The following is a 24,881-nucleotide window of genomic DNA, read 5'->3' as shown; positions in this document are numbered from 1 at the left end:
GAAAACAACTTGCCTTGTTTTTGTATTCTATTTCAAGCGTCTGGAAAAATCATATGAATGAAACAATTACACTCAACAATGGAGTTGAAATGCCTTTGCTGGGACTTGGTGTTTATGCGCCACGCCATAACCATGAAATACAGCAGGCCATTGAATGGGCACTCGAAGCCGGTTGCCGCCTGATCGATACCGCAGCCGCCTACGGAAATGAACGCGAAGTGGCCGACGCCATCCGGGATAGCGGCATTCCCCGGAGCGATATATTTATTACGACGAAAGTCTGGAACGACGATCAAGGCTACACCCGAACGCTGCGGGCCTTCAACCGTAGTCTGGAACGGCTGCGGCTGGATGTTGTCGATTTATACCTCGTCCACTGGCCGGTGAAAGAATACCGGCACGAAACCTGGCGGGCACTGGAAAAAATTTATGCCGACGGTCGTGCCCGCGCCATTGGTGTTTCCAATCATTATCCAATTCATCTGGATGAACTGCTGACCCAAGCCCGGATTACACCCGCCGTCAATCAGATTGAGTTTAGCCCCTACTGCTACCTGCCCAACGTCCTCGATTATTGTCATCAGCACACCATTCAGCCCCAGGGGTATGCTCCGCTGGTGCGGGGTGAGAAAGAAAATGACCCTAAACTGGTTGAACTGGCCGAAAAATATGGCAAAACAACCTATCAGGTTCTGGTGAGGTGGTCGTTGCAGCATGGGGTCGTTACGATTCCAAAATCAGTACGTCGCGAGCGCATTCAGGAAAATTTCGATGTGTGGGATTTCACCATTACCGACGATGATATGGCTTTCATGGACACCTTCTACGACAACACCCGCATTGCCGACGACCCCCGAATGTTGTCGTGATTATTGCCGGACCCGATCACCTGTCAGCGCACCGTTTCGCTCAACAGTTTTGGGTCTGATTCCGGTGTTACCGCAATTAATTCCGGCCAGCGTTCAGGCAGCAACGTCGCTAAGGCCCGCAATCCCCATTCCTCACTGCGCCGGTGGCCAACGGCAATAAAGGCCATTCCCGTTTCATCAATCGCCGGTTGGCCGGGTTTTCGATAAGCGCCCGTCAGGTATAAATGGGCACCTCGCCCGGCGGCTTCCCGAACCAACTCATCGGTCATGGCACCCACCACCGCGATTCGGCAACTGTTGGCCCGCCATCCGGCCTGACTGTTTCCGACTTCGGCCCGGTCGTAGCCACCAAACACAGTGTTGATTTGAGTAAGGAGATGGTCAAATTCCTGCTCAATACCGTCGAAAATCATGCCAATGGGTCGTTTCGGCAGTTCTTTGACGAATTCACCAAGGGCTTGTTTGTAGCCTAATGGCTCCAGCAAACCAACGGCTCCTAACTGCTCCGCCAACCGGGTATTAAAGCCCATTGTCAGTGTTTCGTCGAAGGGAAGATGGTGCGAGACAATACCCAGATCTGGCGGAAGCCCGTCCAGATTAAGCTGCCAGGGACGGTGTATCCAGAGGGCATCTACATACGTCTCATTCACCCAGCCGGGCAGGGTAGAAAATGGCTCCAACAGCAGACCAATGCGCTTGACAGGCCGTTCGGACGGATAATAAATGCCGCCCTGTTCAGTGGCTGGGTAGCGGTGAACGGCAAATTCCTGCTGGAGGAAATCATTGATATCATTCAGAAAAAGGCGTGGCTCGTCCATGCTTATCCAACTACCTGACCAATAGTATAGTTTTGGTCAGGCCGGGATTCCTGCGTATAGAGCCCGCAGGAATCCCGGCCAAATCGACAGCGGTTTTTTGTAAACAAGTGACCGTTCACTCAAAATTAGTTGGCGCGTTGACAAAGAAAATCGTAGGTTTGCAGCCTTAACTGCGACCGCGCTGGCGGTTGGTCAATGCCCATGAAGTTCCTCGCTAAAAAACCCTGAGTGGGTTTTACGTTCTTCCCCTGATTTCTGCCATCCGCCGATAGGTCGGCCATGAGGCAGCCATTCTCATTTGTTCCATCATTCACTCGCTGTTTGTAGCCACCTGGCTGCGGCATCGTCTTCTTGTTCCAATGACCAAATTCGTTCGGTTATTCGTAGCCGCATTACGCGGTTCAGAAACCAATTTTACGTCGGGTAGTATCAACCGGGCCATTTTTCTGCTGTCAGTACCAATGATTCTGGAAATGGTGATGGAATCACTGTTTGCCGTTGTCGATGTGTTTTTTGTGGCCAAAATCGGGACCGAAGCCATCGCTACGGTGGGCCTGACGGAATCTGTCCTGACACTGGTGTATTCGGTTGCCATTGGCCTCAGCACAGCCGCCACCGCGCTCGTGTCACGCCGAATTGGTGAAGAAAACCCGCGGGCAGCCAGTAAGGCCATTGGGCAGGTAATCCTTGTCTCCATCACCATTGCCGTACTTCTGGGTGTGCCGGGCTTTCTGTTTGCCGACGATATTTTGCGGCTAATGGGCGCCGACGGCCACCTGATTACCAACGGAGCCAATTTTACCCGCATGATTTTCGCCAGTTCACCGGCCATCATTCTGCTCTATACGCTAAGCGGCTGCCTGCGCGGTGCGGGCGATGCGTCGATAGCGATGCGGTCGCTGTGGTTAGCCAACGGGGTCAACATTGTATTATGCCCGGCGTTTATTTTCGGCCTGGGGCCTTGCCCCGAACTGGGTGTTCTGGGATCAGCCGTTGCCACGACAATCGGCAGAAGCATTGGCGTCTTGTATCAGCTTTACGCCCTGACGCGCCCAAGCGGTGCCGTACAGGTGCAACAGGGTGATCTGACGCCGGACACCGACATCATCCGAAATTTGCTGGGTATTGCCATTGGCGGCACCAGTCAGTTTCTGGTGGCGTCGGCGAGCTGGATTTTCCTGATGCGGATTCTGTCGGTCTTCGGCAGCGATGTGGTGGCTGGTTACACGATTGCCATCCGGATTATCGTGTTCACCATTCTGCCTTCGTGGGGCCTGGCAAACGCAGCCGCTACCTTAGTGGGCCAAAATCTGGGAGCCGGTCAACCCGAACGGGCCGAAACTTCGGCCTGGCGGGCTGCTTTCTGCAACATGCTCTTTCTGGCGGCTGTTGGCGCTGGGTTCTTTCTGGGTGCAGCTCCGATTGTGGGCCTTTTTGATGATAATGCCCGCATCGTGGCCATTGCCGTTGAGTGTCTGCGCGTGTTCTGCCTGGGCTATTTGTTCATGGCGTATGGCATGGTACTGAGCCAGGCGCTCAATGGCGCGGGCGACACCCGAACCCCAACAATTATTAACATTGTGTGCTTCTGGTTAGTTGAAATTCCGCTGGCTTATACATTAGCCAATCTGCTGAACTGGGGGCCTCTGGGCGTGTTCTGGTCGGTTGCCATCAGCGAAACCTTACTGGCCGTTCTTGCCATCTGGGTGTTCCGGATGGGGCGGTGGAAAACGGTTCAGGTATAAGGCTAATCAACTCGTTCGGGCTGGTTTTCTGCCGAAACTTTTACTCCACGGGGGTCGTTATTATTAGTTACGCAGTGTCGGATTTGAGGGCGGCAAGGCCAACGTCCGACACTGCATTTAAACACCAATTTGATTACATGATCGACAATCTTAAACAACCCGAAACCGCCGTACTGGTCGCGCTGATTACGCAAAAGCAAACGGCCGACCAGACGAAAGACTATTTAGATGAATTGGCGTTCCTGGCCGAGACATCGGGCGTCAAAACCGTGAAAGCGTTTACGCAGAAACTCGAACGGCCCGATACCCGCACGTTTGTGGGCAAAGGTAAACTGGAAGAAATTCAAACGTTTATACTGGATAATCCCGTTGATACCATCATTTTCGATGATGACCTGACCCCTGCTCAGGTGCGGAATCTTGAGGCCGAATTTACGGAGGTAAAAGTGCTGGACCGCAGCCTGCTCATTCTGAATATTTTTGCGATGCGGGCGCAAACGGCGCAGTCCCGCGTGCAGGTCGAACTGGCACAATACCAGTACCTGTACCCGCGCCTGACCCGCATGTGGACGCACCTTAGCCGTCAGAAAGGCGGCACGGGGATGCGTGGTCCGGGTGAGACCGAGTTGGAAACCGACCGACGGATTGTGAAAGACCGGATTGCCTTTCTGAAAGAAAAGCTCGGTAAGATTGACAAACAGAGCGTGACCCGGCGGAAAGAACGCGACCGCTTAGTGCGGGTGGCGCTGGTGGGTTATACCAACGTAGGCAAATCGACACTGATGCGGACGATGGCAAAAACCGATGTGTTTGCCGAAAACAAACTGTTTGCCACCGTCGACTCGACGGTGCGGAAAGTGACGCTTGGGAATCTGCCGTTTCTGCTGACCGACACCGTCGGGTTTATCCGAAAACTGCCGACCACCCTGATTGAGTCGTTTAAATCAACGCTCGATGAGGTGCGTGAGGCTGATATTCTGGTGCATGTAGTGGATGTGTCGCACCCGAATTTTGAGGAGCAGATCGAGGTCGTCAACGCAACGCTGGCCGACATTAAAGCCGCTGATAAGCCAATGGTGCTGGTTTTCAACAAAATGGACCGCTTTGTTCCAAAACAGGAATGGATTGAAGGCCTGCACCCACTTGATGAAGAAGACGAATTGGTTGATTCGCCCGGAGAAGTGGTCGTTCCGGTAGCCGAGCGCAGACAAACCGCACTGGAGTACCTGAAGAAAACATATCTGGCCCAAAAAGCCGATTATGTGGCCTTTATCGCTGCCGAAACGGGCGAGAACGTGGGCGAATTGCGGGAGCTACTCTACACCTTAGTGAAAGAGAAGCACTACCAGATCTATCCCAACTGGGTACACGTACCCCTTTCGGAATCAGCCGAATACGGCGACGGTTTGGCAGGCTGACAGATTTTTGGCAATTTTGTGCAGCCTAACTTATTTAATTATGAACGACCGCGAACGCCTTGATCAATTAGAACTGGTGGTTTCCGAAATGCTGGCTAAGCAGGATGTGACAATTGAAGAACTGGCACAACTAAAGCAGGAGATTGCTGAACTTAAATTGAGTCTGGCTCAGCAGGGCGTTCGGTTGTTAAGAGTTGACCAGCGAGTTGAAAGGCTTGACCAGCGGGTCGAAAGGCTTGAAAAACGCGTTGATGATTTAACGGCGGTCGTAAAAGGACTTTCAGAGCAGCATGCCCACCTAACGGATAAGGTAGAAACGTTGCAACAAACGGTTGAGCGCGGCCAACGGGAGCTATCAGAAGGATTACGACTGGTTTTATACGACTGGTTTTAGACGCTATTCGTAACAAATAGAGATTGGTTGCGTAGTTCAACGGATAGAATAGACGTTTCCTAAACGTTTGATATGGGTTCGATTCCCGTCGCGACCACCCAAAAGTAATGAACGCAGATTATCGCGGTTTCTATGATTTTTGTCAGCCGTAATCATAGAAGTCATGATAATCTGCGTTCTATTTAGATAAGAGTCGTCTCAACCATGCACGAATCGCTTTCGGATAAACTCAACCAGTTAGAACAGAAATTTGCGGCTATGGGGCAGGACATGGCCTCCTACCTCGAAGGCTTGCTCCAGGCCGATTACCTGACCTATTGGGATTATATTCACCTCGAAACGCTGCTGTCGCTGCAGAATCCCAAAACCGCCTATCCCGACGAACTAATCTTTGTTACCTATCATCAAATCACCGAGTTATACTTTAAACTTATCCTGCACGAAATTGCCCAGATTGCCGACGCCGACCTGCTGACAACCGAATTTTTCGTGGCGCGACTGCAGCGCATCAATCGGTATTTTATGCTGCTGGAGCAGTCATTCGCGGTAATGATTTCGGGCATGGAGCGCGACCAGTTCCTGAAATTTCGGATGGCGCTGCTGCCCACAAGTGGGTTCCAGTCGGTGCAGTTTCGCGAAATCGAAATCGTTTCCACCGACTTCCAGAACCTTCTTGTAGCAGCCCCTCCCAATTTGCCATCCATCACCGCACGCTATGAATTTATGTACTGGAAACGGGGCGCCGTTGAAGTAGCGACGCAGCAAAAAACGCTTACGCTGCAACAGTTCGACCAGCATTATGGGGCAAGACTAATTCGGCTGGCCGAGGAGTATGCGCCTAAAAATCTGTATCAGCGATTTAAGCAGCTTGAGCAGGCAGAATTGATTACTGACGAGTTAGCAATGGCTTTGCGCGAATATGACTGGAGCGTGAATGTTCGCTGGAAACTGGCTCATATGCGCTCGGCGGTGCAGTATTTACACAAACAACCCGACGACATAAAAGCCACCGGCGGCACCAACTGGCAGACGTATTTGCCGCCTATGCAACAGCAGCGCGTGTTTTTCCCCTCGCTGTGGTCAGTAGAGGAGTTGCAGGCATGGGGCAGTCCGATGGGTCGGAAGTCCATTCAGCGCCCTGGTAAGCCTTAGTTTCCTGACAATACCTGACAAATGTCTTACTGCTGTTTCTTAAAATACCGGATCATCTCGCCGTAGCCCATGCCCATCGACAGACCCATCACGGCCTGCGTAATGCGTTTGGTTTTCGTTTCGATGGTTTTGGCGTCCTCAATCCAGTTGCTGAAATAAGCCTGGTGGCCCTTGGGCAACGTATTGAAAAAAGCCATAGCCTTCGGGTCATCGGCTAAGCACACCATCAGGTCCGGGGAGAGCGGGATGGAGGAGTTATCCACTTCGAGTTCAACCCGAATTGTGGCGCCTTCCTCTTTCCGAATGCCCCGGCGCATAGTGGCATTCACGGGCATGATGAACCCGGCCTGCGACTCATTGGCCTGACCCATTGGCAACAGCGCGACTAAATTGATCGGGAAATTATCCAGCCTTCCCTTCACCCGGAAGGACGTTCGCTGACCGGGTTTAAGGGAATCGGTTACGTCAACCGGAATGTCAATATATGTCCAGCCGGTCTTTTCCCCTTTTTGGGCGAAGCGTTGAAGCAGGGCGGTGAAGGAGGGCATAGAATTTATACTTTTGGTTTAGGGTTGGCTAACGCATGAGTTAATACCCCGCCAGCGTGGCCTGCAACGACGTTTTTAGTTCGGCCACTAAGCTGGCGGGTTGCAGGACGGTGAGGTGTTCGCCGTAGGAGCGGAGGTGCATCAGCAGGTCGCGGTTGGGTGCCAGCCGGAGCCGCACCACGCATTCGGTATCCGTATCGCGCAGCACCTCCTGCGTCTGGTGAATGGGTTTGGCTTTCACATAGCGGCCAAACAGGGGCGAAAACGACAGCACAATCTCCTCCACCGGGCCGCTGCTGTCGGTGATGCCGTAGATGTGCTCAAACAATTCGCTGACGCTGGTCAGCACAACGGGGGGAACGTCGCAGGCCTCGTTGGTTAGTTCCAGATCGCTCATCCGGTCCAGCGCAAAGGTTCGCTCTTTGCCCGTTTTCTCGTCATACCCAATCACATACCAGCTATCGGCCACCTCGCGGAGCAGAATCGGGTGCAGCACGCGGAGCGGCTCCGGCCCAACGGCAGGTACTGCGGTTTCGTGCTTGCGGTAGCGAAAGGTAATTTGCCGGTTCAGGTTAATGGCCCGAATCAGGACGGGAACGTACTGCCGGTTGCCACCCAGAATTTTCTCTTCCATATACACCACCCGGCGGGTCAGGGTTTCGGTTTTTACTTCGCGGATAATGTCTAAACTCTGCCGCACTTTCTGGAGAGCGTTGGCCAGTTCACCCGCTACGGATGCGCCCTGCGTGGCGGTCAGTACCTCGCGGGCGTAGTCGAGGGCTTCCATGTCGTCGGGCGAGAGCATGAGCCGGAGCAGCCGAAACTGCGGGTCGGTGTAATAATACCCATTTCGCCGTTTGTCGTAGGCAATAGGGGCATCGTGGTCTTCGCGCAGCCGCTGAATGTCTTTCTCTAAGGACGAAATCGACCGGATACCGCATTTGTCCTGGCAAAGTTCAAAGAGTTTCTGTTTTGAAAACTGGCGTGGGTAGCGGCTGATGATTTCATCGATCAGGCGATACCGCTGGAAGGCAGAGCGGGTTATGGGCATAGTTTTTAATGAGAAGGGCTGGGACACGGAGATGCACCAAGACGCACGGAGATACACAGAGAATTTTTTCTTACACCTCTGTGTATCTCCGTGCTCCTCCGTGCATCTCCGTGTCCCAGCTTTTTTTACAAAAAAGAGAAAAAATTTTTCACAAAAAAAGAAGACCGTAAAAAGATTACGTTTTGATAGGTAGAACTTTGTTCTGTGAATTTTAAACAACACTACAAATGAACACGCTATTTCAACCCAACCAGAACCGCATCGGGAGCCACGCGCCCCAACTTTTTCCGGCCCTGAACACATCGGCCAACTGGACCGCATCGGCAGTTACCGCACGCTCAGGCAAACGGTCTACGCTGTCGGCGGGGCAGTTGTTAGACATCGAACTGGGCTTGTTCCTGCTGTCGCAACTGTTGCCAACGGCTTCGCCCGATGCCCTGCCCGGTTTGCTGACCGGCAATGGACCATCGTTTCTGGATCGGCCCACCTGGACGCCCAAACAGCACAAACTGCTGAACCGGGGCCGGGCCATGCTCGGTCATATTCAGCAAAGTAATGTATGGTGTGCCCTGCTGGAAGCCTACACAACCATCCCCGACCGGTTGCAGGCGTATGACATCAGCACCGACCGCAGCCGCTTCAGCGAGAAGACTGTTGGTTTTTTCCGCAACCGGATCATTACCCTGAAACAGATGGTGAATTAAGGCATGGTCTATCGCTACATCACGAACAAGAACTAAAGATGAACACAACGCAAAAGCAACTAACATCTGAGGCCGTTTGCTTATCGGCAACAACGCTGATTCTGGCCGAAGGCGGCACAACCTCGCTGATTGTTCAGCAGTATTTGCGGAATCAGGGCTATCAGGCAAAACGAATCGACGTGTCGATCTGGCTGGTATGCATAGCCATGCAGGAAGACTGGCTGATTGACGACAACGGTCTGTTTCTGGTGTTTTCGTTTCCAACGCACCGTTCTTCACCGCAGTAACGGGTAGCCTGAATTGATGCGTCGAAAATAAATTTTTCGCCAGGCGAACAACGTAAAAAGATTACGCTCTCTGCCTGCCATCTTTGATGGGACAATAAACAACAACTACTAATGAATGCTTCGCTGACTTCCGCCTATCCCACTACTTCCCGCCCGGCCCTGACCAGCGTGTTGCGCTGGCAGGAGCCGCTGGCAACCTTCCTGCGGTATCGATATGCCCTCCCCGGTATGGTGGCTAATCGCCTGCTCAATGTGGAACTGGGGTTGTATCTGCTGGCCGAAATGCTGCCCCTCTGCCCACCGCAGTCGCTGCCCGACCTGCTCAATGGTCAGGGACCTGCCTACCGGCAAAGGCCCATCTGGTCGCCCCGACAGCACCGTTCGCTAACCCAGGCCCGCGTTCTGTTAGCGCCCTACCATGACCGGGCGGTCTGGCTCAAGGCATTAGACAAATACGCCACGCTTTCCCCTGAACTGCGGGCCTTCGCCATGACGGGTCGGGGCGGCCGGAATCCCGAAGTGAGCAGCTACGTGCTTCGCGAGCGGCTGCGGTTGTTTCAGGGTGCACTGGCGTAAGGTTTTTTGCACGAATTTATTGATCGAACTAATCGCGTTTTTAGTATGAAGTTTCTATCTCTTGAGCCGTTTATTCCATCAGGAAATAATTTTGAAGGGTCTATTCAGTTTTTCCAGGAAGTAGGTTTTGTTATCAATTGGGAGGCTGGCGATTATGTCGGTTTTGAGCGAGACGGGTGTAAATTTATTCTACAGAAATTCGACAGCGTTGCGTTTGCCCAAAACCTCATGCTCACTGTACGGATCAGCAATGCTGACGAATTCTGGCGGGAGATAACGGAGAAACGACTACCTGAAAAGTTTGCTATTCGGCTCGGCAAACCAACCGACCAGCCCTACGGCAGAGAAGTGAACTTAATTGATCTGGCCGGAGTCTGCTGGCATTTTATTGAATAGGCAGGCGAATCGGTATTTGTTTATCAATACCCTTCGTTCTGATACAACCCGGTTGGGTTCAGTTTGTATTCATCGAACGGAATCGGGTAGTAGTAATCTTTCGGGCCGAAGTTCGACAATTTGGCTGCGCCAAAATCCGCCTGATTTTTTGCCCGGAAATACGTCTGTAACTCGTCTTTGGTGAAGAATCGCAGCAAATCGAACCAGCGGTGATTCTCGAAGGCCAGTTCCACGCGCCGTTCATGCAGGATGGCCAGTTTGAGTGTCGGATATTTGCTGCTATAGGCCGGGCTGGCTTTTGCGACAGTATAGAGTGGCAATTTGGCCCGTTCGCGCACCTGGTCTAAGAAACCAATAGCGGTGGCTTCATCACCGAGATACAGATTCACCTCTGCCAGCATCAGGATTACGTCGGCATAGCGCAGCAAAATCCAGTCGTTCCCTCCAAATCCCGTTGCTCCGGCGGTTGCACTGGCATCACGGAATTTGGTGATGAAGTAATCTTTCACGTTGGCTGCGTTGGCGAATTTGATCGAGAAATCTTTTCGCGCGTCGCCTTCTTCGTAGTCCTTCACCAAATCGGGCGTCACGTTGCCACCCGTGCCGGTGGTCGTTCGCAATGAGTTGATGGTTTCGCCCTGTGCCTGGTTGTTAGCAGCAATGCTGGATGAATAAACGGGGTCGCCCTGCCGGTACACAATCTGAAAAATCGTTTCCGGGTTGGTCGTTTTCTTACTCACCTCGAATACGTCGGCATACGGAATCTCTTTCAGTGTCCCGAACGTCCGTTTGCTGTAGGCGTAGCTCAGAAACGTTTTGGCCTGGTTCAGATTAGCCACCTGAGTAGCCGGGTCAAGCGTCGTCGCCATTGTCAGATAAACCTGTCCGAGCAGCGCGTTTCCGGCTACTTTCGAAACGCGGCCTTTGTTGGCAGCCGGCTGAATATCGGGCAGTGGGCTATTGGCTACTTCGGTCAGGTCGGCTACGATTTGTGCATATACCTTTTCCTTTTTCTCACGGAAGGTGCTGGCCTGCAATTCTTCGGAACTGAGTGGAGTCAATACGAGTGGGACATCGCCCCATTTCCGCACTAAGTGGAAGTACGTTAATGCCCGGATGAATTTAGCTTCAGCCTGATACTGCGCTTTAGTTTCCGGTTTGGCAAAGGTCACGGTTTCCATACCGGCCAGCAACTGATTGGCGCGGGCAACAATCTGATACAGCGCCAGCCAGTGGCTTTTCAGGTATGTATTGCTCGGCAACAGCGAAAAGTCATTGAACTGAAACGGTTCGCCCGCGTTCGACTGGTTGTCGTTGGTGCCGGTATTGTCCGAGCGTTGCTCGGCGTAAAGTCCGCTGCCTTCGGCAATACCGTTGTTGTTTCGCAGGGCCTGGTACACGCCGTTTAGTCCCAGCAGCACGTCATTTTCTGTGCGGTAGTAGTCTGCAGCCGCCACCGCGTTCGGGTCGGTCTGGACAAGAAAATCCTGGCTACAGGCCCCTAATAAGAGTGGGGTTAGCACCGGCAGGAGTCGAAAAAATGATATGTATTTCATGATTTTTTTAATTGTTCGCTGGGTTTTAGTCCGGCGGATAAAAAAGCTTTCAGAAAGTAATTTTCGCGCCAACGTTATAGCCCCTTGCCAGCGGATACAGACCGTAGTCGACGCCGGGAGTCAGGTTAGCCCCGGCATTGTAATCAACTTCGGGGTTATAGCCTTTATATTTGGTGACGGTGAACGCGTTATTGATGTTGGCATACACCCGCAGGCCGCTCACCCGCACAGTAGCCAGCAACGACGCGGGCAGGGTATAGCCCAGCGTGATGTTGGTGCAGCGCAGAAATGAGCCGTTCTGCAGATAAAAGGAGGACAGGCGGGTGCTGTTGCTCTGCGTGCCACCCCGCGACGCCCGATAGACTTGTCCGTTGCCCGGTTCGGCTTCGGAACGGTAGCGCTGCGTGACATCGGCGTATTGATTGCCGGATGCCTCCATGTTGTAGACGTAGTAATCCTGCCCATCGAGCACCTCGTTGCCCTGCGTGCCATTGAACGATGCGTTGAAATCCAGGGCTTTGTAGTTGCCCGTGACCGAGAAACCATAGGTAAACTTTGGGTACGGCGTACCGATGACGCGCTTGTCGGCATCGTTAATCACCCCGTTTCCGTCCACGTCTTCAAACAACAGGTCGCCGGGACGCAGCGGATTGCTCGACGCCACCGACCGGGCTGGGCCTTTGCGTATATAACCGGCGGTAAACGTCTGCGTGGCTGCGTTGTAGCTGGCGTTATCCTGGGCCAGTGCTTCCATGTCTTTCTCCCGCACCATGCCAATCACCTTGAAGCCGTAGAACATCCCGACCGGCTGGCCCTCCTGCGTAACGTGGGTGATGTACTGCCGCTCGGCGCCCACCCCAAAAATGGTGTTGGCCCCGCCCATGTTCAGCACTAAATTGCTGTTGAACGAAATATTGCCACTCAACGTCAGCTTGAAGTCGTCGGTCGAAACGGCCCGGCCATCAATCTGAAGCTCAACGCCCCGGTTCCTGATTTTGGAGCCGCGCAGGTTGGTCAGGATGGTCGATGTTCCCGATATAGCCGACACCGGCTGGTTGAACAGCAGGTTGTACGAATAACTCAGGTAACCATTGGCAATCAGCAGCAACCGATTGTTGAACAGCCCCAAATCGACACCGAGGTTATACTGCGAGGTAGATTCCCAGCCCAGACGCTGGTCTTTGATTGGCCCGGCCCACACCGCCGTATTGATGACTCCATTCCCAAACACCGCCCCGCCAGGATTCGCCATCGTTTGCAGGTAGTTATAATTCCCGATGTTGTAGTTCCCCGTCAGGCCCCAGCTTGCCCGCAGTTTGAGCGTCGACGCATCGCCGAGCCAATCGCGGTAAAACGGTTCGTTGGAGACCGTCCAGCCCGCCGACACCGACGGAAAAGCCCCCCAGCGATTTAGCGGCCCAAACCGCGACGAGCCATCGGTTCGGAAAGCGGCCGTCAGGAAGTAGCGTTCATCGTAGCTGTAGGTAGCCCGCGCCAGATACGACAGCAGCGTTTCGGTGTATTTGCCGGTGGCGAGTTCACCGCCCCCCGTGTTCAGGAAGAAATTGCTGGGGTCGGCTCCCCGGCCTGTAATTTCCTGCACGCGGTCATTCTGAAAGCCCTGCGCCGATACGCTGATGCGGTCGCCGTCGATGCGCTGGGCGGTGTAGCCTCCCAGCAAATTCAGGTTATGGAGACCAAACTGCCGGTTGTAGGTAAGCGTAAACTCGCCGAGTGCGTTCTGAATCGTTGTCGTCTGGGCATTGGCACGGGCTGCAGCAACAGACGCGGGTGAATAAGGGGGCTGATTACCGCTGCTCAGGCTGGTGGGCAGGTAGTATTCGTACTTTTCGTTATAGGTCTGCAACCCAAGATTGGCTTTGGCAATCAGCCCCGGAATGATTTCATAGCTGGCTGTTCCGTTGTAAGTGCCACGCAGCCCTTTGCGGGTAATGTTGGTTTCCATCGCCAGTGCCACCGGATTTTCGATGGTTTGATACCCAAAGGTTGGCTGCTGTGAGGCTGCTTCGTTTTTAATTAAATTGCCGTTGTCGTCGTAAGCCCGGAAGATAGGCGGAAAAATCAGCGCACCCAGAATCGGCCCCTGGTTAAATCGGCCTTCCTGCACTTCGCGGTTGTTGGTCGAGGTCACGAAAAAACTGGCCCCGACTTTAAACTTCTTACTGATGTCGGCATCGACGTTGGCCCGCAGGTTAATCCGGTCCTGTTTGGTGGCTACGATAATTCCCTGCTGACCCTGATAACCGGCACTCAACAGAAAACGAACGCCATTGCTGCCGCCCGAAAACGTCAGGTTGTGTCGGCTCATGGGTGCGTTTCGGTATAATTCATTTTGCCAGTCGGTGTCGTACTGTGGTTTGATGGCCTTCTGGCTGGCGAAGTCGTAAACCTGTGTGGGAATGCTTACCGAACCGGCATTGCCAACATTAGCGATGCGCGTGGCGTTGGGGTCCGAGAAGTTAGCCGCCGTGAATGGCCGCCCGGCATTCTGCATCAGGTCGCGGTAGGTGTTGTTGCGGGCATCAATTAGCAAATCCACAAACTGCTCCGAGTTCAGCAGTTTCACTTTTTTCGCCAACTGATTGATACCGAACTGGTATTCGTACTCTAATTTTCCTTTGCCGTCTTTCCCGCGCTTAGTTGTGATGAGTACGACCCCACCAGACGCCCGCGAGCCGTAGATGGCCGCCGAAGCCGCATCTTTCAGGATGTCGATGCTTTCAATATCATTTGGGTTGATAAACACGTCGTTGCCTGCCGGAAACCCGTCGATGACATAAAGCGGGTCTGAACTGGCGTTGATGGAGCCGATGCCCCGCACCCGAATCTTCGTGCCGACATAAGGCGCACCGCTTGTCTGCGCCACCTGCACCCCGGCTAATTTGCCGACCAATGCCTGCCCCAGCGTTGGAGCCGCCATGTTCAGTTCGCGGGCTTTCACGTTGGAAATAGCTCCGGTTACGTCGCTCTTTCGTAGCGTCTGATACCCAACGGCTACGACTTCGTTCAACTGGTTAACGTCTTCTTTCAGCATCACGTTGAGGGTCTGCTGCGACCCCACCACAATCTCCTGCGTGGCGAACCCAACCGACGAAAAAACCAGCGTTGCGCCCGAATTTACGTCGATGGTGAACTTCCCGTTGGCATCCGTCACGGTTCCTTTGCGGGTCTGTTTCTCCACGATGTTCACGCCTGGAATCGGCTGATTCTGTTCGTCTGTCACCACACCCGACACACGGGCGGCATCCGAAATGCCTGTGACCGGCAGGTTGCCCGCCTGGGCCGTTCGATAGGTCAGCAAACTGACCAGCAGGAACAGGCAAATCAAAAGCCTGCCCCATTGAGTTGAGTAGCGATTCATGTCAATAGATTGATTGAAATTTGGTTGTAAAGGCATTAAACCTAAACGGTTTTTGGAAACCGTTTAGGTTTGTAGGCACTACCAGCCGAGGCTCATAAAATGCGCGTTGTTGCTGCGCGACGACGTAACGGCAATGCCCGTCGTCGGATCGTTGAGAAGCGTAAAGCCTTCTAATTCATCGGCTTTATCAATGTCAATTGTCTTGATAACCTGCTCTTTTCCTGCTTCGATGGATTTCTTCAAATCCACGAACGTAAACCGCCACCGTCGCCCTTCAATCTGGTTCTGAATCAGCACCAGCACACCTTTTGCCGGAATCCAGTGGAGGTTTTGTACCCAGGGCGAGCAGGTGAATTTCTTCACAACGACGCCCACTTCGCTGGTCTTTTTTGCTTTTGCCAGCCGTGCCGGATCATACAGCCGGACTTCGTTGGCCTTGTTGCCGTAGTCTGCCGTTGCCACGTACCAGCTATTGTCGTATTGGACATATTCGGGCCGGGTTCCCTGAATGCAGGCGTCGTCTTCGATGGTGTTGAGCAGGTTGCCATCGAGGGTTCCGGTGCGGAGCAGGCCCGCCCAATCCACGCAGTAGAGCACGGCCCGCCATTTGGTTCCTTCGGGATTCAGGCGGATGCTGTTGCCGATGAAGGTTGGCCCGGTTGAGTTACAGGCAATGCCGGTGGGGTGATTGATCACGTCTTTGCCACCCTCAGTGAGTTTGATTTCCTGCCCCGTGTAGGTCAGCGCGCCCTTCCCAACCGTGTAGGTACGGATCATACCCACTTCGCGGTCACCGTACAAATAAGCTTTACCGCCCAGATAACTCACGCCCTGGCAGGCTCCCAGCGAATCGACGGTTATGGATGTAGAGAGGGCAATGTTAACGTCAAGGCTGGCGAGGGATACGAAGCCAGCAGCAACGGCTACAACGTAGAGTAGCATCTTCATACGCGTTGAGTTAGCGCCGGTGAAGCCTGTACGATTAACGATTAACTATCTGTTTGTCAAATATATACTGTAAAACAGTAGCCGATGCTTCAGGGGCTGTTTGAAAGCACAAAGGTCGCTATTACGCATTACCCGAATTTTATTGGATTATTTCCAAGCCGTTATCTTTACGCCTGTCTTCGCTAAGAAACTTAATCTGAATGACTTCTCTTAGTGAAAAACAGCTTGTTTATGCTATTTCTGTTTGATTAGGCTAAAGCAGCAGATTTTGTCGAATCTCCACTAAATACTAACCTCACGTTTGCCAATGGTCTGCCCAAACCGGTCAACAACTTCTGCCATTTCATCGCCCCGCTCCAGGGCACCCATGTGGCCGCAGGGTTGCAGAACTTCCAGGTCAGCATTGGGTATCTGTTGATGCATGTACTCGCTGGCTACGGGCTTCGTGAGTTTATCCTGGGCAGCGGCAATCACCAGCACGGGCACGTTGATGGTGGACAGAATATTGGTGGCGTCATAGTCAAACATGGCCAGCATCCCCCGCGCAATCACACCCACTGGACTGAAGGCACTTAATCTGGATACATGGTCTAACTGCCCGCGCGTTTCCGTACCGGCGAAGCCCGTAAAATGATTGGTCATGTGTTGTGATCCGTTCATGTATTTCATCACATTACTGAGCTGTACCACTGGGGCAAACCAAATCAGCAGATGACACAAGGGCCGCAGAACCGGCTTCTCTATAGCCGTTAGTAGCCCGCTCAGAATCGATGTTTTGACGGGATTGGTGAAGGTTGTATGGACCAGCACTAAACCCGCGACGCGATCCTGCAACCGGGCATTGACGTGCTTGCAATACGTCAGGATTGTCATGCCGCCAATGCTGTGGCCCAGCACAATTGGCTTGCGGGGACCGGCCAGATCAATTACGGCGTCTAAATCGCGGGCGAATTTGTCGAGAGAATAGTCTTTATTCTGCGGCTTCTCCGATTTGCCCAGGCCTGGCAAGTCCATCATAATTAGCCGGTATGATTTGGACAGGCGTTTTTTGAGGTAATACCATTGCGTGCTGTCGCTGCTCCAGCCGTGAATCAGAATCAGCGGCTGGGCAACTTTAGGGCCGCTGAATTCAACGAATAGCTTATGTCCTTCGGGTCGTTGGAGCGTGGTTGATTCTTCGCTTCGCTCCATCGTCGGTTCGTCGAAGCCTGATTTGCCGATTAATAATCTAAGGATGAATCCGCCTAACAGAACGAGTACCAATATCCCAATGGCCCAGAGCAGGTAACGCTGGGCATCGTCGCGCACATACTCATAGGGGCTGTCTTTAAGGCGATACCATTGCCGCCATACGTAAATATCGGTGCCGAGCAGGGCCAGCGTGAACAGGTTAGAGAAAATACCCGTCAATAAGTGTATCGGTTGCATACGTGTATGATAAAAACGTTGTGAAAGGCATCAACGGATGACCAAACGCCTGTCTCTACAAACAACCTGAATCAGGGCCTATCGTTTGGTGTTCACAATTTGTTAATGGCAATCGCTATGCAACGGAGGCATTAAATCAGGATACGAAACATACAACGGGACAAACTACCACCGATAATAGTTAAGAAAAACAACCTCTTTAAACGACTGTAACTATAAAGTCTGATTAACTTCATGGCCAGTTAACGTCCAGGCTTTACAACCTCTTTTATGAACAGACGGAGTTTTATCAAGACCAGTTCAGTTGTTTCGGTATCCGCTACAACGATGGCGGTAAGTGCCTGCTCATCGCCTAAAGAGGCAAACTCAGAAAACAAGGCCACTCCCTTTGCCAACGAGTTTGCGCTTAATGAGCTAACCATCAACGACCTGCAACAACAAATGCAGTCGGGTGCGTACACGTCCGAAGCCATCACACAACTTTACTTAGACCGCATCGAAACTGTTGATAAGAAAGGGCCGCACCTGAACGCCGTGATTGAGGTCAATCCTGATGCCCTGGCGATGGCGAAAGCGATGGATGGCGAACGGAAAGCCGGTAAACTTCGGGGGCCGATGCATGGCATCCCGGTACTCATAAAGGATAACATCGACACCGGCGATCAGATGATGACTACGGCTGGCGCGTTAGCCTTAGAAGGGCATAAAGCCGCCAAAGATGCGTTTATCGTTGCCCGGTTGCGGCAGGCGGGGGCGGTCATTCTGGGCAAAACCAATTTGAGCGAATGGGCCAACTTCCGGTCAACCCGTTCCAGCAGCGGCTGGAGTAGTCGGGGTGGCCAAACCCGGAACCCCTACATACTGGACCGGAATCCAAGCGGCTCCAGTTCGGGTTCCGGCTCGGGGGCATCGGCCAATCTGTGCGCCGTTGCGGTGGGCACCGAGACGGACGGCTCCATCATTGCCCCCGCGTCGCATTGTGGTCTGGTTGGTCTCAAGCCCACGGTGGGGCTGGTCAGTCGCAGCGGGATTATTCCCATCTCCCACACGCAGGACACCGCCGGGCCAATGACGCGAACCGTAACCGACGCGGCCATTTTGCTGGGTGTGCTGGCGGGCGTCGACCCAGCCGATGCTGTTACCCTCGAAAGCCGGGGCAAGAGCGCAACCGACTACACACAATTTTTGAAAGCGGGCGGTTTGTCGGGCAAACGGATTGGTATCGAAAAATCCTTTCTGAACGGGCACGAGGGCGTCATTGGCTTGTACAAAGAAGCCATTGCAGTATTGAAAAAACAGGGCGCCACCGTCGTGGAAGTTGAGTTGATGAACGAACTTCGGGAGATGGGCGGGGCTGAGTTTACCGTACTGCAGTACGAATTTAAGGCTGGCGTCAACCGCTACCTGTCGACGGCCAACGCGCGGGTGAAGTCCTTAGCCGACGTGATTGCCTTCAACCGGCAAAACGAGGCCAACGCCATGCCCTTCTTCAAACAGGAAACCCTCGAAAGCAGCGAAGCCAAAGGCGATCTGACGAGTAAAGAGTACACCGACGCGCTGGCCAAAACCCGAACCTGGCGCCAGCGTATCGACCGGCTCATGGCGGCCAATAAGCTGGATACTATTGGCGGTATAAGTATCGGCCCAGCGGGTTGCATCGACCTGATCAACGGCGACTACGACACCGGTTTTTACTTCTGTCCACCGGCTGCGATGGCGGGCTATCCGCACCTGACCGTTCCGATGGGTAGCGTTCACGGCCTGCCCGTCGGCTTCTCCCTCATCGCCGGAGCGTATCAGGAAGGCGCGTTACTCGCAATGGGTTATGCCTATGAGCAGGCGTCTAAGAAACGAAGTCGGCCAATGTTTAAAGAGTCATTGATTCCGGGGTGAGGGGTCGGTAATAGACTCTTATTTTATCAGATAACAACTATATTCTGTAAGCCGCTCTTCTTTAGCTCTATACATTTTATAGATACCCGTTTCAGTTTGACATTATACTCTTTTTCAACGAACCCAATAAGCGTATCCAGATTACGCATAGCGCGAGCAAAGTGCTTATCGTAAGTAAAATGAACTGTTGTGGCTTTATTGCTACGCTCTTCGTTGCATAAATAGCGGGCACGACGGGCCAAACCCTGCAACTTATCGTATGCCAGATAGTCAGCCTGGGACAGCCGCGTAACAGACAGTTGATTGAATGGATTAAGTGCTTCGTCAACCTGTTGATGAGACCGAAAACTCAGCCCCGATTTTTGGGCCAGATGTGCATTGATCAGATGAACGCCCACATAGAAAGCCGCCGTTACCTGCCAGTCCCAAAAAGTAGTAATAGATTTATTCGTCTGCTCTAAAAAGTCTAAATTATGATTAGCCTGAGCAATGTGTTCCTGAAAACTCGCCACGCAAACGCTACTTAAGAATAGATTGATAATGAGATGGAATAGCCAGGCAGTCGCTCGTCTCCACAATGGTTGAGGACAAATAAAATCCGTATTGGCTGTATTGGGCGTTGATTTTCGCCTGAGCCAGCCGAAGTTGATCCTCCATTACTTCATCATCGTCATCAATTTCTGCCCAGACCAAAACGCTCGCATCCGAAAAGTCCATTGCTAATTGGCGCGGTTCAACGAGTCGCTGTTTTAGTTCTTCAACGTAGTCCAGAATTAACCGACCTAAAAAATACTGTGAACTTTGTGTGCGAGACGTTAAGGCTAAATCGGCAGCGTTGGCGGTTGCCATGCGCTGATAAAAACTCTGCTTTTCAGTGGTAGCGGTGTTCGTTTCGAGCGACATGCGATCCACCCGGAGGTGGTTCATAAAATTATCGAACCATGCCCGCATCTGGTCATTTAATTGGTGTTCAGTCGATTGGGCGACAGGTGTCATAAAGAAAGGGGATTGACCCATTGTAATGCAAAAGTAATACCAGTTTCGATTTTACCCGCTATGGTTTATAAAACGGCAATACTTACGCAACAAGTAATGAGGGCGATTGGTTGTGTGGTGCATCCGCTGTCACATCGTGATGCACTGGGCTGATGTCCTGTATGAAGTCAATTACATCAAACACAAGCTGACTGGGTTCTGCGTTCTGTTTCAGTATAAATTTACTGGTTATGGAGTCGACTTCAAAATTGCGTGCGCGGTAAGTAGTTAATCTACGCCTAACCACCCACCTATTTAAACTCTTCAACCAGCAACTTCAGCGACTCACGGTACTTAGCTTTTTTGCTTTGTAAATCAGTGTGCAACCTTCTTTACCACGAGGTTGTGGGCGATTGTCGACACCTAACTCCCATCTGCCCTCCACCACGAAAGCCACCCGGATTTTGAGCGGCAAGTCTTCCACATCCGACACGCCCATCAGCTTATTGCGAATGGCGTCGTTAAGCAGATGCGATCCTTTTGGATCAATGGCCCACAAGCATTTTGGCGACCACAGCAGAAAATCGGGATAGAAATTGGTAGTGCCTTCCCCAACTTCGGGTATTGGAATACCGTAGCCAGTTTTTGATGGATTCCGACACCAGTCCAGACCAAGCGTGTCCAACGCTTCGGCCAATTCTACTTCAAACGAGTTCATGCCGTTATATTCCTCGTGGAGTGAATTGACAAACTTTCGTACCCGATAGCGTTCTCGCTTCGCATTATCATCCGTTTGCAGATCGGGCGAAACCAGATTAAATGACTTTATCTTGTATTGTTGGTCAGGTTCATGTTCCAGCAAAAATTCATTGTTCAACTGCTTGACGATGGTTGAGAGATTCGCGTTCAGCGTGGTCATAGCCGGTGAGCCAATCTGTATTTTTTGCTTTAGACGCGGGTTTTCCTTCACCTTAGCCGAAAAACGAGTTCCACTTTGGCTGGCAATGCGCTTATCAGTTGTTGCCAGCCGACTCATTACGAGCCACTTCCACACGCTTACTTCGGTATTTTCGTCCCGTTGTTCTTCTTTGTACAACGAACCATCTTCGGTGTTTTGTCTAAGATTCAGTACTCGCGTTACTACCCGCCCCGGCGCACGCAGTTCTTCATCAGCAAATAGCGGAACGTTGTTTAGCAGAATCTGATCCAGTTTGTTCAGGTCTTCGCCAAACCACACGGCTACCGTTGGCAGTTGTACCAAACGCTTAACCGGCGACTCCCGCGAACTTTTTGGGCGGGTTGTGTTACCGTTAATCGAAATAATTTCGTACCCATCGCTGGCCAATTCATTCTGCGTGTGTCGTACAACATCGGCAAACTCTTTGTCGGGTACATTGAAATAGAAATAGGCTGAATTTAAATCACCATCATCGAATGGTTTGGCGTTGGGTTGACGTAGAAAACGACCAATCTTCTGCGATATGTCAATCAACGATTTACCCATCCCGTCCAGATAAGCCACATATGCCCAAGGTTCATCCCATCCCTCCCGCAGCGATAGGTTCCAGATCAGATGCGTATATCCTTCATTACGAAGGGCTTCAGGCGTTTTTTTAGCTTTGTGCGTATCAATCAACTTGGGCCAGGGAGCGTTGGGATTGGCCGCTGCCATTGCTCCGTTTACGTTGGCCAAGTGAACAGCCACGCGGCTTGGATCAACGCCCAGCGTTTGGGTTAGCATATCCCACACTTCCAGTCCTTCCAGCGTCCCGTTGACAATGCAGCACATCACCGGCCACTCGTTAATCGGCTGTAGTTTCTGACTCAATTCCAGCCATTTATTATTGGCTTCCCGCAACGCATCCAGCCGGGTAGTGTTGCAGTCTACCAAATAAAGGCGTGTTTTCAGTAAGCCTTCCTTAACGACTTCGGCAGTAGGCACAACAACGGTCTGAGCCTGTAATGCGGCTGTTTTTTTATCACCTGTATCGCCGGGCAGGAGTTTTTGTAAGCCGTCAGGTAAGTCAGAAGCGGAGGCCAGTATGAGTGCGCGGGGAGCTAATTCGGTTAAGCGCGAGAACTGAGCCGCCGTACCACCGTGTGCTTCGTCATAAACGACGTACAAATCCCGTTTCCGCCCTTCGGGACCTTTACCACCAAGCATTTCCCAAAACGTTGTGCCATTGCGGTCGTGATGTACTTTTAATACTTCACCATCACGGTTAAACAGGGCTACCGTTGCCAGAATAATAGTCAGGCCGGTTCGAGCCGAACATACATCCGTCCAGTCGATAGGTTGCATATCAGCCATTTCCAGCACCTGCGCGTCGTCGGGCAACAGCGAAGCATAGCTACCACCTGCGCTCAGATTAGTAGCCGTTTGTGAAATAACCGCCCCTCGGTTAGTAGTCCATAGCACAATGGCATCACCCAAGTCAGCCGCGCACATGGCCAGCATGGGCGTTTTACCACTCCCCGTTATGGCCCGCAGCCGAGTCAAAAAGGGCAGTGTCTCCCCAGTGTCTTCGTCGAACTTCTTGCGGTAAGGTGGATTAGGATAAGTAGCCAGCATTAGTGACAAGGCACCACCGGCTTCGGTCTGGAATTTTTTAAGGGAATCGCGGGTCAGTTGCACAGCTTAATTGTCGTCTTCGTCCAATAAATTTAACCGAACCAAAATAGAATCCGGGATTTGCTGAAACCGATACAGCGAGTCATTTACGGGCGATACGTTAGCTACTGCGTAAATATACACGGGCTTAGTTACTCCAGCCCGGTCGGCTTCTTTCATGATTTCGGAGCGAATCTGGCGCGTCAGGGGCTGATTACCGTCGGAGTTGCCCGCTTCCCAAACCAGCGCAATACCGTAGCCCAAACGGGTTTTGCCAATTAGGTACTTATAGCCATCCATCCGGCAATCGTGCCGGTTAGAATCTTCTTCAATAATTTGCAAAATAATATCGGCCATGTTCTCCCGCGTTGACTCCATGATCGACTTGCGGTTGACAGCCCGTTTGGCCTCGTAGAAAGTGAAGCCGCCCGGTAGAGCCGGGTGATCTTTACCATCAGCCCACTGCCCCGACAGCACCCGCCGAATTCGCTCGGCGGTCAGGCGTTCGGTATACAGGTCCCGGTCGATTTTCTTGTTAGTCGGGTCCCCATTTTCGACCATAATAAACCGGCGATTACCCCCATCTTCGGCGTTCATAGCCAACACCGCGTGGCCAGTTGTGCCGCTCCCGGCATAAGGGTCAAAAATGGTCGCATTAGGATTATTCCAAGTAGCCAACCCAAATAGTTTTTTTAAAATAAGATGATCTTTAGGGTGGCTTATCGCATCTTCAAACCCTATCAAAGACTTAAGAGTCATTACAGACTGTCTGGATTCTTTTTGTATAACGGAAGTGATCACGTCATTTTCACGGCCACCAAATAAGTACTTTTTGATTTTTGGAGTTCCCACTCCTTTCCAAACGACTAAATCATTACTCATGAACTCTTTAAAGTCATCTAAAGTGGTAGCACGCCAGCCTTTATCAGGCGTTTTCACGAACTTTCCCGTAATTGGATGAGGAACATCATATTTAGGACCGCCAGGTTTTGGATATGATGCATCCTCCTCTTTGAATGGCCCCAATTCTTTATACTTTGAATCTACACCGATATACTGTCGGATCGTCCAAAGTGGGCTGTCTTTTTTGATACCGCGTACAAACGTTCTAAGGCCATTAGAAATCTCGCTACAATCATTGTGCAACCCACATAGCCGATTAAATTCTTCCAGAAATGGCTGTAACCCAGGTTTCGGCTCACGCCATTTACCTTTTTCTTTTGCCAACTCATCAAGCGCTTCTTTATCTCTTGCCCAAAGCAGCATGTATTCATGGCCTTCAGAGATATATTTCGCGTCGTTTTTGCGGGAGCGTTCCCAGATGAGGGTTGCCAGTCGGTTGCGTTCACCATACATTTCTTCGAGTAGTAACCACAGGCGCGGTAACTCGTGTTCATCAATCGAAATTATTAGTACGCCGGTATGTTTGAGCAGTTTACGGGCTGCCCACAGTCGCGGGGCTATGTGATTAATCCACTTCGTATGCCGCGATGGGTCGTCAAGCGATATACTTTTCTCGACCGACCGGATTGACTTTTTGATTCGGTCCGTTTCAGCTTTGCTGAAACGAAAACTATCGTTGTAAATAAACGTGTCTTTACCCGTATTATAGGGTGGGTCGATGTACACCACGTCAAAGCCGGTTTTGGGTCCACCCCGGAACTCAGTCAGAAGAGAACGCATCACAGCCAAGTTATCACCGTCGATAATTCGGTGCGTTCCGCCTTCAGGATTGGGATAGCTTTTCTCTGGGACTGGCCGGATAGATACAGGCGGGACGTTTTCGGCCAGAAAGCGGTTTCGTCCGCGCCACATTAGGGCGGCATCGTTGGAGCCAGTTTCGGAAATATGCGAGAAAGCTTCGCGCATCCGCTTTTCTTCCTGCAACTCCTCGACCATGCGAATGAGTTGCTCATAGTCAAGCGTATGTAAAAGCGGAAGCGTAGCGTTAGATTGGGTAATCATAAAATTATGCCAGCCACAGATAGCTGATTTCGAAATTGCTACTTCGTTAGAGGCTGTCTAAAAATTAAAAACGTCGAATCATAATACGAATCATTGCCAGTTGGATCATCGCTTCGGAGACCTTTACCGAACGTTCATAATCCACCCTTAACCGACGCTGATGAG

At 51.9% G+C, this 24,881-nt stretch carries 22 protein-coding genes and 1 tRNA gene; 11 read left to right on the top strand and 12 right to left on the bottom strand.

Going from position 1 to position 24,881, the window contains the following annotated elements; translation table 11 throughout:
- The first annotated feature begins 53 nt into the window (after positions 1–53).
- Complete coding sequence (locus ACYVI1_RS27965) at positions 54–869, top strand: aldo/keto reductase (RefSeq protein WP_460914616.1); 816 nt, start codon at positions 54–56, stop codon at positions 867–869.
- A 23-nt stretch (positions 870–892) separates the two neighbouring features.
- On the opposite strand, the gene ACYVI1_RS27960 is transcribed toward ACYVI1_RS27965, so the two are convergent.
- Both ACYVI1_RS27960 and ACYVI1_RS27955 read right to left on the bottom strand, forming a co-directional pair.
- Complete coding sequence (locus ACYVI1_RS27960; protein ID WP_460914614.1) at positions 893–1,687, bottom strand: Nif3-like dinuclear metal center hexameric protein; 795 nt, start codon at positions 1,685–1,687, stop codon at positions 893–895.
- 125 nt (positions 1,688–1,812) lie between these two features.
- Positions 1,813–2,031, bottom strand: coding sequence for a hypothetical protein (locus tag ACYVI1_RS27955; protein WP_460914612.1), 219 nt, complete (start codon positions 2,029–2,031; stop codon positions 1,813–1,815).
- Positions 2,032–2,046: 15 nt separating this feature from the next.
- Between ACYVI1_RS27955 and ACYVI1_RS27950 the strand changes: the two genes are divergently transcribed.
- From ACYVI1_RS27950 to ACYVI1_RS27930, 5 genes are all read left to right on the top strand, one after another.
- The gene (locus tag ACYVI1_RS27950; protein ID WP_460914608.1) at positions 2,047–3,432 is read left to right on the top strand and encodes an MATE family efflux transporter; all 1,386 of its coding nucleotides are present in this window, start codon (positions 2,047–2,049) and stop codon (positions 3,430–3,432) included.
- Positions 3,433–3,569: 137 nt separating this feature from the next.
- Entirely contained in the window at positions 3,570–4,850 is a 1,281-nt protein-coding gene (gene hflX, locus ACYVI1_RS27945) for a GTPase HflX (protein WP_460914606.1), read from the top strand.
- Positions 4,851–4,890: 40 nt separating this feature from the next.
- Positions 4,891–5,244: a hypothetical protein gene (locus ACYVI1_RS27940; protein ID WP_460914604.1), complete on the top strand. Its 354-nt coding sequence runs from the start codon at positions 4,891–4,893 to the stop codon at positions 5,242–5,244.
- A 25-nt stretch (positions 5,245–5,269) separates the two neighbouring features.
- Positions 5,270–5,341: transfer RNA gene (locus ACYVI1_RS27935), tRNA-Arg, on the top strand.
- Between the two features lie 107 nt (positions 5,342–5,448).
- Positions 5,449–6,396: a tryptophan 2,3-dioxygenase family protein gene (locus tag ACYVI1_RS27930; protein WP_460914602.1), complete on the top strand. Its 948-nt coding sequence runs from the start codon at positions 5,449–5,451 to the stop codon at positions 6,394–6,396.
- 26 nt (positions 6,397–6,422) lie between these two features.
- Here ACYVI1_RS27930 and ACYVI1_RS27925 read toward each other — a convergent pair whose 3' ends face one another.
- Positions 6,423–6,944 carry a DUF1905 domain-containing protein gene (locus tag ACYVI1_RS27925; protein WP_460914600.1) on the bottom strand — a complete coding sequence of 174 codons (522 nt, stop codon included), beginning with the start codon at positions 6,942–6,944 and terminating at the stop codon, positions 6,423–6,425.
- A gap of 40 nt (positions 6,945–6,984) precedes the next feature.
- Positions 6,985–7,995 carry a helix-turn-helix transcriptional regulator gene (locus ACYVI1_RS27920; protein WP_460914598.1) on the bottom strand — a complete coding sequence of 337 codons (1,011 nt, stop codon included), beginning with the start codon at positions 7,993–7,995 and terminating at the stop codon, positions 6,985–6,987.
- A gap of 227 nt (positions 7,996–8,222) precedes the next feature.
- On the opposite strand from ACYVI1_RS27920, the gene ACYVI1_RS27915 reads away from it, so the two are divergent.
- From ACYVI1_RS27915 to ACYVI1_RS27900, 4 genes are all read left to right on the top strand, one after another.
- Entirely contained in the window at positions 8,223–8,699 is a 477-nt protein-coding gene (locus ACYVI1_RS27915; protein WP_460914596.1) for a pPIWI_RE_Z domain-containing protein, read from the top strand.
- A gap of 38 nt (positions 8,700–8,737) precedes the next feature.
- Complete coding sequence (locus ACYVI1_RS27910) at positions 8,738–8,986, top strand: hypothetical protein (RefSeq protein WP_460914594.1); 249 nt, start codon at positions 8,738–8,740, stop codon at positions 8,984–8,986.
- A 111-nt stretch (positions 8,987–9,097) separates the two neighbouring features.
- The gene (locus ACYVI1_RS27905; protein WP_460914592.1) at positions 9,098–9,562 is read left to right on the top strand and encodes a pPIWI_RE_Z domain-containing protein; all 465 of its coding nucleotides are present in this window, start codon (positions 9,098–9,100) and stop codon (positions 9,560–9,562) included.
- 45 nt (positions 9,563–9,607) lie between these two features.
- A complete protein-coding gene (locus ACYVI1_RS27900) occupies positions 9,608–9,958 on the top strand; it encodes a VOC family protein (protein ID WP_460914590.1) in 351 nt (116 codons plus the stop codon).
- A 23-nt stretch (positions 9,959–9,981) separates the two neighbouring features.
- On the opposite strand, the gene ACYVI1_RS27895 is transcribed toward ACYVI1_RS27900, so the two are convergent.
- The 4 genes from ACYVI1_RS27895 to ACYVI1_RS27880 form a co-directional block, all read right to left on the bottom strand.
- A complete protein-coding gene (locus ACYVI1_RS27895; protein ID WP_460914588.1) occupies positions 9,982–11,514 on the bottom strand; it encodes a RagB/SusD family nutrient uptake outer membrane protein in 1,533 nt (510 codons plus the stop codon).
- A 49-nt stretch (positions 11,515–11,563) separates the two neighbouring features.
- A complete protein-coding gene (locus ACYVI1_RS27890) occupies positions 11,564–14,932 on the bottom strand; it encodes a SusC/RagA family TonB-linked outer membrane protein (protein ID WP_460914586.1) in 3,369 nt (1,122 codons plus the stop codon).
- Between the two features lie 42 nt (positions 14,933–14,974).
- Positions 14,975–15,838 (bottom strand): hypothetical protein, encoded by an 864-nt coding sequence (locus ACYVI1_RS27885; RefSeq protein WP_460914584.1) that lies wholly within the window; start codon positions 15,836–15,838, stop codon positions 14,975–14,977.
- Positions 15,839–16,126: 288 nt separating this feature from the next.
- A complete protein-coding gene (locus tag ACYVI1_RS27880) occupies positions 16,127–17,272 on the bottom strand; it encodes an alpha/beta fold hydrolase (RefSeq protein WP_460914582.1) in 1,146 nt (381 codons plus the stop codon).
- 270 nt (positions 17,273–17,542) lie between these two features.
- Between ACYVI1_RS27880 and ACYVI1_RS27875 the strand changes: the two genes are divergently transcribed.
- Entirely contained in the window at positions 17,543–19,165 is a 1,623-nt protein-coding gene (locus ACYVI1_RS27875; protein WP_460914580.1) for an amidase, read from the top strand.
- A gap of 26 nt (positions 19,166–19,191) precedes the next feature.
- Here the strand turns inward: ACYVI1_RS27875 and ACYVI1_RS27870 are convergent, their stop codons facing one another.
- From ACYVI1_RS27870 to ACYVI1_RS27855, 4 genes are all read right to left on the bottom strand, one after another.
- Complete coding sequence (locus tag ACYVI1_RS27870; RefSeq protein WP_460914578.1) at positions 19,192–19,677, bottom strand: hypothetical protein; 486 nt, start codon at positions 19,675–19,677, stop codon at positions 19,192–19,194.
- Between the two features lie 7 nt (positions 19,678–19,684).
- A complete protein-coding gene (locus tag ACYVI1_RS27865) occupies positions 19,685–20,161 on the bottom strand; it encodes a hypothetical protein (RefSeq protein WP_460914577.1) in 477 nt (158 codons plus the stop codon).
- A gap of 316 nt (positions 20,162–20,477) precedes the next feature.
- Positions 20,478–22,775, bottom strand: coding sequence for a DEAD/DEAH box helicase (locus ACYVI1_RS27860; protein WP_460914575.1), 2,298 nt, complete (start codon positions 22,773–22,775; stop codon positions 20,478–20,480).
- 3 nt (positions 22,776–22,778) lie between these two features.
- A complete protein-coding gene (locus ACYVI1_RS27855; protein WP_460914573.1) occupies positions 22,779–24,716 on the bottom strand; it encodes a site-specific DNA-methyltransferase in 1,938 nt (645 codons plus the stop codon).
- Positions 24,717–24,881: the final 165 nt, after the last annotated feature.

It is taken from the genome of Spirosoma areae, from assembly GCF_054781775.1.
The sequence above is the reverse complement of the archived record's forward strand: the minus strand, read 5'-3'. Positions and strand labels throughout refer to the sequence as shown.